This window comes from Nostoc sp. (assembly GCF_036917315.1).
Taxonomy (GTDB): domain Bacteria; phylum Cyanobacteriota; class Cyanobacteriia; order Cyanobacteriales; family Nostocaceae; genus Nostoc.
The window spans coordinates 50039-66493 of record NZ_JBALDR010000071.1 but is presented as its reverse complement, the minus strand read 5'-3'; the positions used below and the strand labels follow the sequence as shown (position 1 = coordinate 66493).

16 protein-coding genes and 1 pseudogene are annotated in these 16455 nt (G+C 41.1%); 10 read left to right on the top strand and 7 right to left on the bottom strand.

The features are described 5' to 3' along the window. Positions 1-150: 150 nt before the first annotated feature. Complete coding sequence (gene trxB, locus V7K84_RS33035) at positions 151-1521, top strand: thioredoxin-disulfide reductase (protein WP_334844880.1); 1371 nt, start codon at positions 151-153, stop codon at positions 1519-1521. A gap of 165 nt (positions 1522-1686) precedes the next feature. On the opposite strand, the gene V7K84_RS33030 is transcribed toward trxB, so the two are convergent. Next, on the bottom strand, positions 1687-2985 hold the full coding sequence (locus V7K84_RS33030; RefSeq protein ID WP_334844551.1) for an RNA-guided endonuclease InsQ/TnpB family protein: 1299 nt from the start codon (positions 2983-2985) through the stop codon (positions 1687-1689). A 75-nt stretch (positions 2986-3060) separates the two neighbouring features. On the opposite strand from V7K84_RS33030, the gene tnpA reads away from it, so the two are divergent. Beyond that, positions 3061-3462: an IS200/IS605 family transposase gene (gene tnpA / locus V7K84_RS33025; protein ID WP_334844550.1), complete on the top strand. Its 402-nt coding sequence runs from the start codon at positions 3061-3063 to the stop codon at positions 3460-3462. 467 nt (positions 3463-3929) lie between these two features. On the opposite strand, the gene V7K84_RS33020 is transcribed toward tnpA, so the two are convergent. After that, positions 3930-4217, bottom strand: coding sequence for a hypothetical protein (locus V7K84_RS33020; protein ID WP_334844549.1), 288 nt, complete (start codon positions 4215-4217; stop codon positions 3930-3932). Between the two features lie 330 nt (positions 4218-4547). Between V7K84_RS33020 and V7K84_RS33015 the strand changes: the two genes are divergently transcribed. The 4 genes from V7K84_RS33015 (at position 4548) to V7K84_RS33000 (ending at position 8495) form a co-directional block, all read left to right on the top strand. Beyond that, positions 4548-5444, top strand: a complete 897-nt coding sequence (locus tag V7K84_RS33015) for an ABC transporter permease (protein WP_292726601.1) — start codon at positions 4548-4550, stop codon at positions 5442-5444. A 31-nt stretch (positions 5445-5475) separates the two neighbouring features. Continuing rightward, the gene (locus V7K84_RS33010; protein ID WP_442941029.1) at positions 5476-5712 is read left to right on the top strand and encodes a hypothetical protein; all 237 of its coding nucleotides are present in this window, start codon (positions 5476-5478) and stop codon (positions 5710-5712) included. A 138-nt stretch (positions 5713-5850) separates the two neighbouring features. Continuing rightward, the gene (locus tag V7K84_RS33005) at positions 5851-6771 is read left to right on the top strand and encodes an ROK family protein (RefSeq protein WP_334844547.1); all 921 of its coding nucleotides are present in this window, start codon (positions 5851-5853) and stop codon (positions 6769-6771) included. 254 nt (positions 6772-7025) lie between these two features. Next, positions 7026-8495: a sugar ABC transporter substrate-binding protein gene (locus V7K84_RS33000; protein ID WP_334844545.1), complete on the top strand. Its 1470-nt coding sequence runs from the start codon at positions 7026-7028 to the stop codon at positions 8493-8495. A gap of 38 nt (positions 8496-8533) precedes the next feature. Here V7K84_RS33000 and V7K84_RS32995 read toward each other — a convergent pair whose 3' ends face one another. Beyond that, entirely contained in the window at positions 8534-8956 is a 423-nt protein-coding gene (locus V7K84_RS32995) for a hypothetical protein (RefSeq protein WP_334844543.1), read from the bottom strand. 138 nt (positions 8957-9094) lie between these two features. After that, entirely contained in the window at positions 9095-10732 is a 1638-nt protein-coding gene (locus V7K84_RS32990) for a CTP synthase (protein WP_334844541.1), read from the bottom strand. A gap of 84 nt (positions 10733-10816) precedes the next feature. Between V7K84_RS32990 and V7K84_RS32985 the strand changes: the two genes are divergently transcribed. The 3 genes from V7K84_RS32985 to V7K84_RS32975 all read left to right on the top strand — a co-directional run bounded on the left by V7K84_RS32985 (position 10817) and on the right by V7K84_RS32975 (position 14871). Next, positions 10817-12571 (top strand): N-acetylmuramoyl-L-alanine amidase, encoded by a 1755-nt coding sequence (locus tag V7K84_RS32985; RefSeq protein WP_334844540.1) that lies wholly within the window; start codon positions 10817-10819, stop codon positions 12569-12571. A gap of 18 nt (positions 12572-12589) precedes the next feature. Continuing rightward, positions 12590-12907, top strand: a complete 318-nt coding sequence (locus tag V7K84_RS32980; protein WP_334844539.1) for a helix-turn-helix domain-containing protein — start codon at positions 12590-12592, stop codon at positions 12905-12907. Positions 12908-13203: 296 nt separating this feature from the next. Then, positions 13204-14871, top strand: a complete 1668-nt coding sequence (locus V7K84_RS32975) for a tetratricopeptide repeat protein (protein WP_334844537.1) — start codon at positions 13204-13206, stop codon at positions 14869-14871. A 92-nt stretch (positions 14872-14963) separates the two neighbouring features. On the opposite strand, the gene V7K84_RS32970 is transcribed toward V7K84_RS32975, so the two are convergent. After that, on the bottom strand, positions 14964-15560 hold the full coding sequence (locus tag V7K84_RS32970; protein ID WP_334844535.1) for a hypothetical protein: 597 nt from the start codon (positions 15558-15560) through the stop codon (positions 14964-14966). A gap of 168 nt (positions 15561-15728) precedes the next feature. Between V7K84_RS32970 and V7K84_RS32965 the strand changes: the two are divergent. Further along, a pseudogene (locus tag V7K84_RS32965) lies at positions 15729-15878 on the top strand (PucC family protein); the annotation flags it as partial. A 3-nt stretch (positions 15879-15881) separates the two neighbouring features. On the opposite strand, the gene V7K84_RS32960 reads toward V7K84_RS32965, so the two are convergent. Continuing rightward, positions 15882-16079, bottom strand: a complete 198-nt coding sequence (locus tag V7K84_RS32960) for a type II toxin-antitoxin system HicA family toxin (RefSeq protein WP_229456128.1) — start codon at positions 16077-16079, stop codon at positions 15882-15884. Then, complete coding sequence (locus tag V7K84_RS32955) at positions 16079-16321, bottom strand: DUF1902 domain-containing protein (protein ID WP_322718975.1); 243 nt, start codon at positions 16319-16321, stop codon at positions 16079-16081. Before V7K84_RS32955 ends, V7K84_RS32960 begins: the two co-directional genes overlap by 1 nt. Positions 16322-16455 lie beyond the last annotated feature (134 nt).

The window sequence follows — 16455 nt, the reverse complement described above, 5'->3', positions numbered from 1 at the left end:
TAAGAAGATATTTGGCAAGTGTTGAGCGCATAGCACCGTAGGCATTTGGCGTAGGCGTAGCCCGTCGCAGACATCGCTTCCCATCTGAGGTAGCCAATCATAATTTGTTATGCTATATTAAGCGTAGTCGTTATGAGTTCATATATTTTCATGACTAACCCAACTGTAGAAAACTTGGTAATTATCGGTTCTGGCCCAGCAGGCTATACAGCCGCCATCTATGCTGGACGCGCTAACCTGAAACCCGTTGTATTTGAAGGTTTCCAAGCCGGGGGTTTACCTGGTGGGCAACTAATGACAACGACGGAAGTTGAAAATTTTCCGGGATTTCCTAAAGGAATTACCGGCCCGGAACTGATGGATGAGATGAAGGCGCAGGCGGAGCGCTGGGGGGCTGAACTATATACTGAAGATGTTATCTCAGTTGACTTGAGTCAGCGTCCCTTTACAGTGCGATCGCAAGAAAGGGAAATAAAAACCAACAGTATCGTCATTGCTACCGGTGCAACAGCAAAGCGTTTAGGCTTACCCAGCGAACATGAATTCTGGAGTCGGGGTATTTCCGCTTGTGCAATTTGCGATGGTGCAACACCAATTTTTCACGGCGCAGAATTGGCTGTAATTGGTGCTGGCGACTCGGCGGCGGAAGAGTCAATTTACCTCACCAAATACGGCTCTAAGGTAAATATGTTGGTACGCACGGATAAAATGCGGGCTTCTAAAGCGATGCAAGACAGGGTTTTGAGCAACCCGAAAATCCAAGTGCATTGGAATACAGAAGCCGTGGATATCTTCGGCAATGGTCACATGGAAGGGGTGAAAGTCCGCAATACTAAAACTGGTGAAGAGAGCCAACTGCACGCTAAGGGTTTATTCTACGCCGTTGGTCATAGTCCCAATACCTCTTTATTTAAAGGACAATTAGAACTGGATGAGATAGGTTACGTTGTCACTAAGCCCGGTTCTGTAGAAACCAGTGTAGAAGGCGTTTTTGCTGCTGGCGACGTACAAGATCATGAGTTTCGGCAAGCAATTACGGCTGCGGGTACTGGTTGTATGGCGGCGATGTTAGCAGAACGTTGGTTGTCATCTACTGGTTTGATTCAAGAATTCCATCAACAGCCAGAAACAGCGGTTAATGAATTAGAACATCAGCCAGCGAAAAAGACTGAAGCCGAGGAAGAAGCTGGATTTAATTTGGATGGGACGCGCCATGAGGGTGGTTATGCTTTACGGAAATTGTTCCATGAAAGCGATCGCTTACTCCTTGTTAAATACGTCTCTCCTGGTTGCGGCCCTTGTCATACTCTGAAGCCAATTTTAAATAAAGTGGTGGATGAATTTGACAGCAAAATTCATTTTGTAGAAATTGACATCGACAAAGACCGAGATATTGCTGAAAATGCTGGTGTGACAGGAACGCCAACAGTTCAATTGTTCAAAAATAAGGAGCTGGTGAAGGAAGTCAAAGGCGTAAAGCAAAAGAGTGAATACCGCCAGTTGATTGAAAGTAATCTTTGAGATAAGTAGGTATTGGGAACTGAGGAAGACTCTGCCCAATACCTGCTATGTAGACCTGATATTTGATGTTTGAAATATACGTAGGATGCGTTAGTGAAGCGTAATGCACCCTACGTATATTTAAATTTTTTCAAAACTCAAATCGGATTACTATAGTTCGCTTAATTAAGCTTCCCCGGCATAAATGCGCGGGGATTTCTGAAGAGTCCATAAAAGAACTTTCTTAGGCGCACTTAAAGCACCTCTACCTACTCCACTTAAGTCAAACTTAAATATCGCAGCTACTTTTCTGATTATATTGACTGCCCCGTTACAGTCTGCATTTATTTTGATTCCAGTTGAGGTTCTAAATTGACCTCTAGTAATCCGAGTCCCGCTACTTTCCCACCCATCGGGTTTTGCACCGATTGTAGGCAGAAAATCACCATCTAAAAAACTCGTCTTGCTGGTGTAGCTTTCTTCTGTTTCAATAAAATCAATACCGTGTTGTTCACATAGCTGGGCGATACGGTTTTTTAGTTTAGCTGTAGGGATTTGAACAAATTTTTGGTTGTTCTTGTTGCCCATACTGGAACCGTTTTTTTGCTCTTCGTTCCATCCGAAAACAACAGTACCAATTCGATTGTCTAAGCAATAGTTGATTACAATTCTTGCAGCTTTATTTACAGCGTCTCGCATTGTACGATTACGCTTTTCTGTAATTGCCGCAAGTCGATTTGACCAAAAGCTTTGGGGTTTTCCTTCTTTTATATTGGCAACTGACTTGTTGTACCACTGATTAATGCTTTTGAGATGCAATCCGTCAATAATAAAAGATGTTCCAGTATTTGATACACAAGTCAACCAGTTGTCTAATCCGTGGTCAATTCCTAATACTTTAGTTTTATCAACATCAGCACTAATGAATGAGACTTGGTAAACGAACTCTGCATAGAATTGTCGATTTCTTGGTAAGATTCTAATCTCTCGAATAGCCTTGAAGTCAAGGTTTGACGGCATTGGCAGATAAAAGGCATCTATTCCAAACCAAACCTTTGATATAGAACCCATTGGAAAACGAAGTATTCCGTCTTTGAATTTTATTGAACGTCCAGTAAAAGTAGCTAGTGCTAAACCTCCTGATTTTCGATAATTAGGTAACTTAGGTTTTTGCTTAACCGTTCCCTTTGTAATGCCTTTCAGTAGTCCAGTATAAGACTTAAAAGACTCAGCCACAGTAGTTAGTATTTGCTGCGCCGTGTCTGAATATAAGGCTTGATAGTGTTTGTTTCGCGCAATTGTTCCTAGCTGTTTGTGCAGGTCTGCCTTACTTGGAAACTTGCCAGTTTTGAAATAAATTTGACGGCTATAATAAATGCCACAATTTGTAAGACTATTAGCAACGGAACAGATATACTCCAGAATAGCTTTCAACTGATTATCTGGATTAATTAAGACTTGCTGACAACCATACTGGATTGGCATTAATTGCAATATTTTATTGACTCAATTACTGTATCTGAGATAGGCTGTATTTGTCAATAGCTTATAGCCTTCAACATGAAAACAACATTAGAATATAGGATAGGCAATCACTCAAAAGGCAATGCCGTAGTTCACTTGATTTGGATACCGAAACGAAGAAAAATGGTCTTGATAGGAGAAGTAGCTAAACGCCTTCGACAAATAATTAATGAGTTAGCTCTGGAGAAAGATTGGGATGTTTTAGCGTTAGAAGTCGCTCCCGAACATGTACATTTATTTGTAGAGCATCAGCCAGATATTGCTATAAATCAGATAGTAAAAGCCTTTAAGGGGCGTTCATCTTATATGTTGCGTAAAGAGTTTCCCCAGCTATTGAAATTGCCTAGCTTATGGACTAATAGCTATTTTTACTCTACTGCTGGACAGGTTTCAGCAGACGTAATTAAAAGGTATATTGAAGATCCACATAACGGATAATATTGACGGCGAATTAATTCGCCGTTGGCACTTCCTCCACGCATCTATTGCCAAGTGGCTTCCGTGCCGTTCAGTGTTATTTTTGTGATAGCCTTAATTGCCCACTCCATACAAGAAGCCGTGTACTTGGGACATCAAGTTTTAGTGATGACAAGAAAAAATGGGAAAAGCGGACAACTTTACTGCTCATGCTTTGTATCTTGAAACAGGTGCAAAGAATGAGTCTAATACCAATTCTGTATGAAGATGCGCTTATAGTGCAAGAAATAAAGAACGAACCGCCATCGCGCAGCGTCTCGTTAGAGAAGAGCGCCAAGTACGCCTTCGCGTTCGCTTTAGCGTCTCTGAAAGAGAAGCGTCTCGTTCGCGCAGCGTCTCCGACAGGAGAAGAGAAGAAATAAGAAATTAAGAGATTTGGCGCAGCTTCACAAAGAAACGGTATAACTCCAAAATAGAGCTAATTAATATTAATTATCTTGATGGCGATCGCTTGTATCTTGCTCAGTTTCTAGTAGCCGTGAAATAAGCATTTCTGGTTTTCTACTAATAATAGACTTAACTTTATCAATAGCAATTACTTCACTGATTTGCACAACCATTTCCCAGAAAGTATCCTCCTCTGTATCTTTGTTATAAGTTCTATGTTTAAAGGACAATAAATCATCCCAAACTCCGATGATTGTGGCGAAATACCACTTATCTCTCACTAGTATCCAGATTTCTTGTTCTAAGTAAGTTTGTAGAAGAGGTTTCACAATGACCAAGATAATAAAAAATATTGTGCTACATATTAATTAAGTATTAACAGCCAAGACCACAGTTAAAATACTGAAAGTGTGTCAAAAAAATCAAAGGCTGCATCATCAAGCTGACTAATTCGTTGATAAAGACGATCGCGAACATTGTAGGACTCTGAATAGTAGTTAAAATCTCTGGCAAAAATCAGGCATAATTTCACCTCTAATTCAGTCTAGCTCTGTATCCAGCGTGAGGTAATCGGACTTTTATTCAGGATGTTTACGCAATCCCCTATCTAAATATGTAAAATGGTCAGCGTATCAAGCTTTGCTCCAGGCGATCGCTTTATGGCCATTACAAAACGGCGACTACCGACATTTTTGCAATTTGGCAAAAGTCTCAATCTTTCCCAAAAACTCATGCTCATCGGGTTAGCCATTACCCTATTTTTCATCTTCCTGGCCTTCTTTGCTCCCGTATTGCAGGCTTGGGGATGGCTGCAAAACCCGAAAGATTTTCTCTCTAATCCAATTCACGAGCCACCCTCAGCTAAACATTGGTTTGGTACTAGTCGCCTCGGCTATGATGTGTTCTCCCGAACATTGTTCGGCGCTCAAGCTGCTTTGCAGGTGGTGATTTTGGCAACGGCGCTGAGTATGATTATTGGTGTGCCTTTGGGGATGCTAAGTGGTTATCTCGGCGGGAAGTTGGATAAGGTGCTGCTATTTATTATGGATAGCATCTACACTCTACCGGGGCTACTGCTGTCTGTGACACTGGCCTTTGTGGTGGGGCGTGGGATATTAAATGCTGCGATCGCTATTAGCATCGCCTACATTCCTCAATATTACCGCGTTGTTCGCAACCACACCGTGAGCGTGAAAACTGAAGTGTTTATCGAAGCTGCTCAAGCAATGGGTGCTTCCACTTGGGTTGTGCTTTCCCGTTATCTGTTTTTCAACGTCATTCAAAGCGTACCCGTTCTATTTACACTCAATGCCGCTGATGCGATTTTGGTGTTGGGCGGTTTGGGCTTTTTGGGGCTAGGACTTCCCGAAGAAGTGGCAGAATGGGGACATGATTTAAAACAAGCCTTAGAAGCTCTACCTACTGGCATTTGGTGGACTACGCTTTTCCCTGGTTTAACGATGACATTCATGGTGGTAGGGTTATCACTACTTGGTGAGGGGTTAAATGAATTTGTCAATCCCCGTTTACGGAGAGAAAATAGAATCCGACAGTAATCACTGGTCATTAGTTTTGGACAAATGACTAATGACAAATAACAATACAGAGATTTGTATGAAAGATAATCTAACGTTAATTGCTGCCGCTACTGGCGGGTTTATCCTTTCCGTTGCTCTTGCTGGTATCTTAAGAGGTGCGCCAATTACTGCTTGGCAGGAACAATCGAGTTTTCGTACCACAACTGTTGCTAATTTACAGAGAGCGGAGTTGAAAGCCCCGCATCTTAAAATCGGTGATGAAAACAACTTGCACTCAATAGAATAAAAATTTGAGTATTTTTTCGCGCCAAGATGCTAATAAGTATAGATTTACAGAAAATAATGGCGAATTGAGGGGTGAAATTGAAACGCAAAGGAGCGCAGAGGTAAGCGCCAAGGGTACGCAAAGGTTTGCTAGGTGGCTATGGTTTGGTCTGAGGATTTTAAAGTGGTGAGTTCTCAAGTAATTGGCATTGATGTCGGGGGAACAGCAATTAAGCTGGGGCGTTTTGCAGATGATGGTACTTGTCTCTTATCTTTGACTGTGGTATCTCCTCAACCAACAACGCCGGAAGCGGTGTTGGCGGTGCTGGTAGATGCGATCGCTCAAATCGATCCAGAAAATCAAGCTGTTGCCATTGGTGTTGGTACTCCTGGCCCATCCGATGCCGCAGGACGCATTGCTAAAATCGCCATTAACTTGCCTGGATGGATCGATGTGCCTTTAGCAGACTGGTTAGAAGCTAAAACTGGCAAACCGACTGCGATCGCTAACGATGCTAATTGCGCTCTTTTAGGAGAAGCTTGGCTGGGAGCCGGTCGCCACTTTCAAAATCTGATTCTGCTAACTTTAGGTACTGGGGTTGGTGGCGCAATTATCCTTGATGGCAAACTATTTATTGGACATCAAGGAGCTGCCGGGGAATTGGGTTTAATTTCCTTAAATCCTGATGGCCCAATTTGTAATAGTGGCAATCGAGGCTCTTTGGAACAATATGCCTGTGCTACTGCAATTCGCCGCCGCACTCTTAAGGAACCCATCGAATTGGGTTTTCTTGCCCAACAAGGAGATGCCGCAGCATTGACTTTTTGGCAAGAATATGGTGTTAATTTGGGAATTGGTTTGACGAGTTTGATTTATGTACTCACACCACAAGCGATCGTGATTGGTGGCGGTATCAGTGGTAGCTTTGAGTTTTTTTTACCAAGTGTGAAGGCAGAAATTGAGAAGCGAGTGCAGCCTTTATCACGAGAGGGTTTACAAATATTGCCAGCAGAGTTAGGCAATTTTGCAGGAATAGTAGGTGCAGCAAAGTTGGCATGGCAAAACTATTCAAGATTTTAAATTATGGTTCAAACAACCCCAGCTAGAGACAATCTGTCTTTACAAATTAGAAGAAAAATTAAGCTCTAACTAAGAGATAATTTGATTAATTTTACATTACGTAACATAGTTTAATTTATTCTTGCCCACTTACTTAGCAATTCTGACTGATGGTGAAAAGTGAGTAAAAAGCAACTATTTAAGCTTGAATAAGCGCTATGTAATGTCAGAAGATGCAGTTAAGATGTTTTTCTGGCAAAAATCATAAAATGAGTATGTTATTCAGAACCAAAGCCAGTCTAATGACTAAAGGCTTGAAGAATCAGCGAAAAGTCAAGCAAACTTTTACCGTAATGCTAATAAGAGCTAGCCATCGCTACGTACTCATGGCATTGATACTCAGCTTGATAATTCTTGCCTGCATTAACATCTTAAAATCTAGCCAATCTTCAGTCACCGAGTCTCCTATTAACAGTAAAGTCCTGAAGATTTGGTCAGATAAAGGTTACACTTTGGAAGAGGATGAAGCGCTCCAGAAGATTATTAGTAACTGGGAACAGCAAAGCGGCAACAAAATTAAACTTACTTTCTATACTAATGATGAATTGCCACAAAAGACTCAAAGGGCACTTCAGGCAGGTAATTCGCCCGATCTCGTCATAAATAGCAGTGCTGAGAGAGAGCTGTATCCACGTCTTGCTTGGGAAGGTAAATTGGCAGATGTCTCTGATGTAATTGAACCAGTCAAAAGTATTTATTCTGAAGGTGTGTTGGAAGCAGTTCGTTTATATAACAACGTTGATAAAAAACCGAGTTACTATGCAGTCCCAATTAATCAATTAACAATTCATATCTTCTACTGGCGAGACTTACTAGAGAAAGTAGGTCGAACTCAAAGCGATATCCCTAAAGATTGGGATGCTTTCTGGGAGTTTTGGAAACAAGTTCAGGATGATTTGCGCGCACAGCAAAAACAGAATATTTACGGATTAGGCTTTCCTTTTTCCACTGGTTCTACAGATACCTACTACTTATTTGAGCAGATTTTAGAGGCATACAATGTCCAAATTTTAGACTCCAAGGGTCAACTTCTGCTCAACGATCCCAAGGTATATCAAGGTATTGTTAAAAGCTTAGAGTGGTATGCGAAATTTTTCCAGCAGGGTTACGTACCACCAGACGCAGTAAACTGGTTAAATCCAGACAATAATCGCAGCTTGCTCAATCGTGGCGTGGTTATGACGCCTAACAGTTCGCTCTCGATTTCTGCTGCTGTCCGCCAAGATTCTAACACCTATCGTCACAAGCTTGGTATCCTAGAATTTCCGAACAAACCTAATGGTAAACCGATGCGCTTCTTAGTCTCGATTAATGAAATAGTTTTGTTTGCCGAGTCTAAAAATCAGAAGGTAGCCAAAGACTTTCTCGCGTATTTAATTAAACCTGAAATAATAGGAAACTATCTCAAAGCTACCGGAGGTCGGTATCTACCAGTAATGAAGCCTGTTTGGAAAGACCCCTTTTGGACAAATCCGGCAGATCCTCATCTTTCCACTGCAACTAAAACACTAACTAAAGATACTCGCCCATTTTATATTGTCCAAAACCCTGCTTACAGCCTAGTTTTAGAAGAGAATGTTTGGGGTAAGGCTCTCAATGGAATAGTTGTCAATAGCATATCTCCAGAAGAAGCAGCAGACACGGCAATTGAGCGGATAAAACAAATTTTTGATGAATGGCAGTGAGCTATTTTATTTTTACCTTGTTCTGCTACACAGGAATTTCAAGACAAAGAATATCCTGTTGCTTTTTGAACGTATTTCACAACTTTTTCATAAGATTCAGGATTACTCACAGGGTTGATGATAATAGGAATAGTGCCATCTGGCAACCAAAAAGTTATCCTGCCGTTCGGTTCATGACAAAAGGAACTGATGCAGTTGAGATTAATGACATATTCATTTTTTTCGTAAATTATTTTTACCCAGTGGGCACGATCTAATTCTAATCCTGTCACACATTCTAAATAATCGAGAATTTTTTGATAATCTTCCAGGTTATTTTGTGGGTTAATTACTATTGGAATGGCACTATCGGGTAGCCAAAAAGTGACTCTGCCATTCAGTTCATAACAAAAAGCATGGACACGTTCAAAATTTACTACATATTCTTTCCTCTCGTAAAGGATTTTCACCCAGTACGCCACAACATCTCCTCAAGTCCGAAATTTACGAATGATGCACCCTGGATGTCCAAATCTACTGAAGTCTTAAGTTAATGTTGCAATTAATTTTGAATTTTGTTAGCGCAGCGTTAGCGAGTCTGCGAGCGTCATTTTGAATTGTTATGACACCTCCAATGGTGTTGGTGTGCTAGATGTCGAAAGGGAAAGAGCGATCGCTGTTTGAATAAACCCTTTAAATAAGGGATGAGGGGTACTGGGGCGTGATTGAAATTCTGGATGAAATTGGCAAGCAAGAAAGAATGGGTGCTTGGGTAATTCCACAATTTCAACTAAACGTCCATCAGGAGAAGTACCACTAATTACATAGCCAGACTTTAACAACAAATCGCGGTAATCGTTGTTGAACTCATATCGATGTCGATGTCGTTCATAAATCACATCTTCTTGATAGAGCTTAAAAGCTAAAGTATCAGGCAGAACACGACAAGGATATAGTCCTAAGCGCATTGTACCCCCTAAATCCACTACTTCCTGCTGTCCTGGCAATAAATTAATTACTGGATCGGTTGTGTAAGGGTCAAATTCAGCACTGTTGGCACCTGTCAATCCCCCTACGTGCCTAGCCCATTCAATCACGGAACATTGCATTCCCAGGCATAATCCCAAAAAGGGAATTTGGCGATCGCGGGCGTATTTAATGGCGGCAATTTTGCCATCGACTCCCCGAACCCCGAAACCTCCTGGTACAACTATGCCATCGACACCCTCAAGAGAATTTTCGGCTGCTTCAGTTTCCAAATCTTCTGAATTTATCCAACGCAGGCGCAGTTTGCCATAGGTGGAGATTGCAGCATGATTTAGTGCTTCCACTACAGATAGATAGGCATCACTTAACTGCACATATTTACCAACGATCGCAATTTCTACCTCATGCTTGGGACTATGTAAACGTTGTACCAGGGTTTGCCACTGCGTCAAATCTGGTTTACGTTGTTCCATTTGCAGCAAGTTCAGCACTTGTTCTGCCATTCCTTCCCGTTCTAGATTTAGCGGTACTTCATAGATACTTTTGGCATCTTGGGAAGTAATGACACATTCTTCCGGCACATCGCAAAATCCCGACAATTTCTGCTTTAATCCCTTGGGTAAGGGGCGATCGCTCCGACAAACTAAAATATCTGGTTGAATGCCAATGGATCTCAGTTCCTTAACTGAATGCTGTGTCGGCTTAGTTTTCATTTCACCGGCAGAGGCAATCCACGGCACCAGCGTGACGTGCATATACAGCACATTCTGCCGTCCCACCTCTTTACGGAACTGGCGAATTGCTTCCAAAAACGGCAGCGATTCAATATCTCCCACCGTCCCGCCGATTTCTGTAATTACTACAGAAGGGTTTGTACTTTTAGCAACTCGCAGAATCCGCTCTTTAATTTCATTGGTAATATGAGGAATTACCTGTACAGTACCGCCATTGTAGTCTCCGCGCCGCTCTTTATTAATGACTGCCTGGTAAATCGAGCCAGTAGTCACACAATTTAAGCGCGACATTGAGGTATCGGTAAAGCGTTCGTAATGCCCCAAGTCTAAATCTGTCTCCGCCCCATCCTGGGTAACGAATACTTCCCCATGCTGAAAGGGACTCATCGTACCAGGATCGATATTGATATAAGGGTCGAGTTTGAGAATCGACACTGAATATTCGCGCGACTTGAGCAAACGCCCTAGACTTGCTGCTACAATGCCCTTACCAATACTGGAAACTACGCCTCCAGTAACAAAGATAAACTTAGTCATAGTAGTTTGAATTTCTAACAACTTCTAAAAATACATCCCGTCATTGTGCCACAGTTATTGTGGTGTCATTTTCTGTGATTTGCTGTGAAAAACCTCTTAGGATTAGTAATATTAGGCTGTATTCTCACCTCCTCAGTAACATTGGCAGAGCCATCTCTTATAGTCGTTTTTCCCCAGACAAACTACCAGACAATTGCCCAAAAAATCTTCTTTCTGGGCACTGCACCACCAGATGGTCAGGTTTTGATCAATAGTAAGCCAATTACCCGCAGCAAAGCTGGTCATTTTTCTCCTAGTTTCCCCTTGCAATTGGGGGAGAATCTTTTTACTGTGCGTTACCACAATCAAGAACTTAAAATTAAGGTGATCGGGCTTAACGCTAGCCCTGAACTACCACAGGGGGTAGCCTTTGCGAAAGATTCCCTGACTCCCGCAGTTGACATTGCCAGATTACCAGGAGAAGTAATTTGTTTTACTGCGATCGCACCCCCTAACGCTAATGTCTCTGTAATCCTGGCTAATCAAACTATTGCCCTTTTACCACAACCTCAACAAGCACAACTACCAAGTAATTTGGCAGCTTTGACAGGGCAAAATCAGCCTCATGCCCAGTCTAGCGTAGGCAACTATCAAGGTTGCACCACAGTGGCAACAGCCGCCGATCTGGGAAAACCTCAATTTCAACTGACGCTTGACGGCAAGACGATAACTCAACCAGGATCTGGTAAGATTGAAATCCTCTCAAGAGCGCAGCTGCCAGTTTCTGAGGTTACAGTAGAGTCAGGCGTTGCTCGTACTGGCCCTAGCACCGATCATTCTCGACTCACACCACTGCCCAAAGGCACACGCGCAACAGTTACAGGTCGGGAAGGTGAATGGTTGCGCCTAGATTATGGCGCTTGGATTAATAGTAAAGAAACCCGCATTCTACCTGGTGCAGTTCCGCCACAAACAATAATTCGCAGTGTCGGATACCGTCAACTCCCTAGTGCGACAGAGATAGTTTTCCCTTTGCAAGTTCCCGTACCCGTGAGCGTACAACAAAGTGAGCAAACTCTCGCTCTCACTCTCTACAATACCACTGCCCAAACAGACATAATTCGCCTGGATGATAACCCCCTAATTAATCGCCTAGACTGGCAACAGGAAGCTCCAGGACAAGTAAAATACACCTTTAACCTCAAAAAAGCTCAACAGTGGGGATACAAGCTGAGATACGACGGTACAACCCTGGTTTTGGCTTTGCGTCATCCGCCTAAAATCGGGAACACAAGACGAAAGCCTTTAGCTAATTTCAAGATTGTACTAGATCCAGGGCATGGCGGTAAAGAAACTGGTGCCAGTGGGCCAACTGGATATTTAGAAAAAGATGTCAATTTGGCAGTTTCCAAATTGCTGCGGGACGAATTGGTGAAGCGAGGGGCAACAGTGGTGATGACGCGGGAGGATGACAAGGAGGTTTCGCTAGTAGAACGTCAGGCAATTATCAGTCAAGAAGAACCTGCGATCGCTATTTCTATACACCACAACTCTCTACCAGATGATGGCGATGCCGAAAAAATCAAGGGATTCGGAGCATTTTGGTATCAACCCCAAGCCCACAGCCTGGCAATATTTTTACAGACGTATGTTGTTAAAAAACTCGGCAAACCTTCTTATGGTGTGTTTTGGGACAACCTAGCACTGACACGCCCAGCAGTTGCGCCATCGGTGTTACTGGAATTGGGTTTTATGAGCAATCCCGATGAATTTGAGCAGGTAGTGAACCCAGAAGAACAGAAGAAAATGGCAAAAGCGATCGCTCAAGGAATTACTGAGTGGTTCAGAAGTGTGAGATAAATTTGGAGGTAATTTGCAATGCCGAAGAAGAAATCAGCGATTCTTGAAGCCGTTCACGAAACGGCTACGGGGCTGCACAAGGCTGGACTGATGGATCAAACTACATTGCAGGAATTCGACAGTCTGTGTTTGTCTGAGATTGAACCGCTAGAACCTAAGCAAATTAAGGAAATACGCGAATCATCTCATGCCAGCCCGGCAGTATTTGCTGCGATTTTGAATACAAGTTTATCAACGGTTCAAAAGTGGGAAATCGGTCAGAAGCGTCCCAGTGGCACTGCTCTTAAGCTGTTGCACCTAGTTAAGAAACGGGGATTGAATACCCTGATTGATTAAGGGGTCAACCCTGTGTACTTGCTGGATGCGACCGCCTCCGCCGGGGCGTAGCCCATCACTATTTTTTAGCTAGTTGCTGCTCAATGTTGCGATCGGTTTTTGTTTAAGCTTTTTGACTATGACCATAGCACTCTTGTTAAGAGTTGCTTAGATTTTGGGAATCCTATAGATGGGTCGTCTCATACAACATAGCCAGTTAGTCATGTGGATGTAATTTTTAAGTTAAAACAACAGATTTGCATTTTGTTGAAAAAGCCATTTTAAATAACATCTTAAAACTTTGTTTTTAAAGAAATATGGAAGATTATAATCAAATTTTGCCAAACGATTTGAGTCATGAGAATAGATTACAATGCGATTTTACATATTGGAGTAGAGAAATTCGGGTAAATAGAAATGATGCTAATGCTTATAAAGAACGAGCTAGCATTCGTAATTTACTAACGGACTACCAAGGAGCAATAGAGGATTATACTCAAGCAATTTGCATAAATCCAAATGATGATAGTGCTTATTGTATGCGAGGTCAGGAACGCAGAAATTTGAGAGATTACAAAGGAGCAATAGAGGATTACAACAAGGCGATTGAACTAGATCCAAATTATGCTTCTGTATATTATTTACGAGCAGAATTGCACTACCAGCAGAGCAATTACCAAGGAGCATTTGAAGATGCTGATAGATCAATTCAGCTTGACCCTGACTATCCCTCTGCTTACTATCAACGGGGTCAAGCCCGTAGTGAATTGGGAGATTATGAGGGGGCTATTAAGGATTACGAACAGGCAATTCAGCTAACACCTAGTAATTTTTGTGGTTATTACAATTGGGCTGAGTTATACAGTGATCTTGGCTATGCACGCGCTAATTTAGGAGATTATCAAGGAGCCATTAAGGATTACAACACAGCAATTCAAAAAGATCCTAGTCGGATTAGATACTGCTCAACCTACAACAATCGCGGAAATGCTCGCTATAATCTGGGAGATTATGAGGGAGCGATTGAGGATTACAGTAAAGAAATTTCTTTTTATAAACATGGTTATAACAATGCTGTTGATTACATTAACCGAGGCAATGCTTACAATGAATTGGGAAATTATCAAAGAGCTATTGAAGATTACAACCATGCGATTAAGATTGCTGATAAATATCCTGACGTATACGAATATCGCGGTCTTGCCCGCTATCAAGTAGGTGATAAACTAGGAGCAATTGAGGATTTAGAGAAAGCTGCTGATCTTTATCAGCACGGAGGATTTGTAGAATATTATCAGGAGGCACTGAACCTGATTCAGTCTTTCAATGTTACTGATAAAGATGCAATTATTGAGGATATTCAGGAAATCCCTGAAACTGTTAATGATAGCCCCACAGAAGTAGAAACTACAAACAAGTCTGCTGCTAACCCACCGATTTTAAATAACCGTGTTGAAGACACGAATAAAGAAAACAGTCAAGGGATTTCAGAAAAGATTAACCACAATCAATTAGCAGAGATAAAGGAGCTTACTGCGGTTATTGAGGCTGACGGGTTTTTCAATCCAAAAAGTATAAAGCAAGCTAGAGAGCGAATTACTATATCTATTGCTCGACGGCAAGGACAACCTCAGTTTCGTCAAAGTTTGCTCGAAGCCTACAATTATCGCTGTGCCATTACTGGATATGATGCACAAGAAGCCTTGGAAGCTGCTCACATCATTCCTTACAATGAAACGGAAAATAATCACCCCTCAAATGGATTGCTCCTACGGGCAGATATACATACACTATTTGACCTTAATCTGATTACTATTAACCCGGAGACAATGCAGGTACGTTTTGCTCCTAGTTTGCGGCGTACTTACTATGGCGAAATGGATGGTAAATATTTGCAAGTCCCTAAAATTTCATCTTATCTGCCTAAAAAAGATGCACTAAAATGGCGGTGCGATCAGTGTGAGTGGTTCGTAGAATATAAATAGCCAGTAAGAGACTATTACATTTTGTTTCTTACTGACCGAAGAAAAAACTTGAAGTTTTTAAAGATTGTGGCAACCGCGATTGCACAGCATTATTACTCGCTTAAGGGTAACTGAAATCCAAATGCTACTTTATTTACGGAATTAGACTCTAGTGACAATCTTCTACTTCTTTCATTTAAACCGCCTTCAAGAATTTTTTTCATAACATTAAAGCATGATTCAAGAAATTCTGAATATGAAATATTTTCACAAGTATTTATAGTTAATATTTTACTTCCTATTTCTTCTTTTTCCAAATGTGGAGTAACTACACTATATACATTAGCATCTATTTTTTTAATGGATATATGAAGAACTATTCCTGATGGAGGCAGTAAATTGTTATCAGCAAAGCTTCGCCCACAGTTGTTAATACTAAAACCTCCATCTTCTAACTTAATTAGTAATTTAAATCCGAAAAAGCCTTCTTTTTCTATACTAATTGCATGTCGAAAATGACAATTAATAGGAATTAAATCGTTTTCTGAAGTAAGGATAGATATGTTATTAAGTTTGCACCCTAAATACTCAGCTATTTTTTTGCAAATAGTTTCAATGAATCTAAAACTTTCATCAACATATAAATATGTATTTTTATAATCTTCACTGACTAAATTTTTTAATTGCTCAAATTTTGATACTGTCATCATTAAAATAGGATAAGTTTAGTTTAATGACATATTATTCTCACATATAAAACAACCGTGGTAATACGTAAAAATACTATTTAAACTCAAGCAAAGAATAAGTGTGATTATTCTTCCAAGAGAACAGTCAGGTGTAGAAATCGAATGTGTTATTGATACAGGGTTTGAATGCTAGTGTCGTTAGTGCTAGCATTACCAGCTTTTGTTTCACCTTCGCGTATCTGGTTTGGTCAGATATCAGATGCTAAACCCATGTGGGACTACCATAGTAAAGCTTATGTTTGGGTGGGAGCAGCAATATTTGCAATCGCTCTCCTAATAAACTCAAAAATGCTTATCTAAACCAGCTTGTTTCAATACTCCATTTGCAGTATGACGTGATTTTATTTTACTATCAACTACAAAGTTATTATCTGTAATTGGGCTATACCAAATTTCATGATCTCCTTTCCCTTGCCTTTTAAAATAACATCCGGCTTCTGTTAAAAGCTTTTTAACTTCAGGAGTAAAGGAAACACTCATTAGCCAGCCACTTTGATTGATTCATGACGATGGGTTGTTAAGTATAAATCAATGTAATCTTTGTTGCCAGATTCAACTCTATTTAATTCAATAAGTTCTGGAATCATAGCTTTGAGTTTTTCTGTTAACACCTCAATAGTAGAAGCTTCTGTAACCAACCCAGGTAGATTATCACTGCTAGCTACCCACACATCAACCTCAGAATCCCAAAAAGCGCTTACTTTGACAATAAAAGTATTCATAATTCGCTTTTTTAGCTATTGCACGTATGTAAACAATTTTAATTCAGAACTTTGAAAATTTTGCAATCTTGACTTGTTATCAGATGCGTAGGCGTAGCCTGTCGTAGACATCGCTGATTTGCCTACTAACTAAT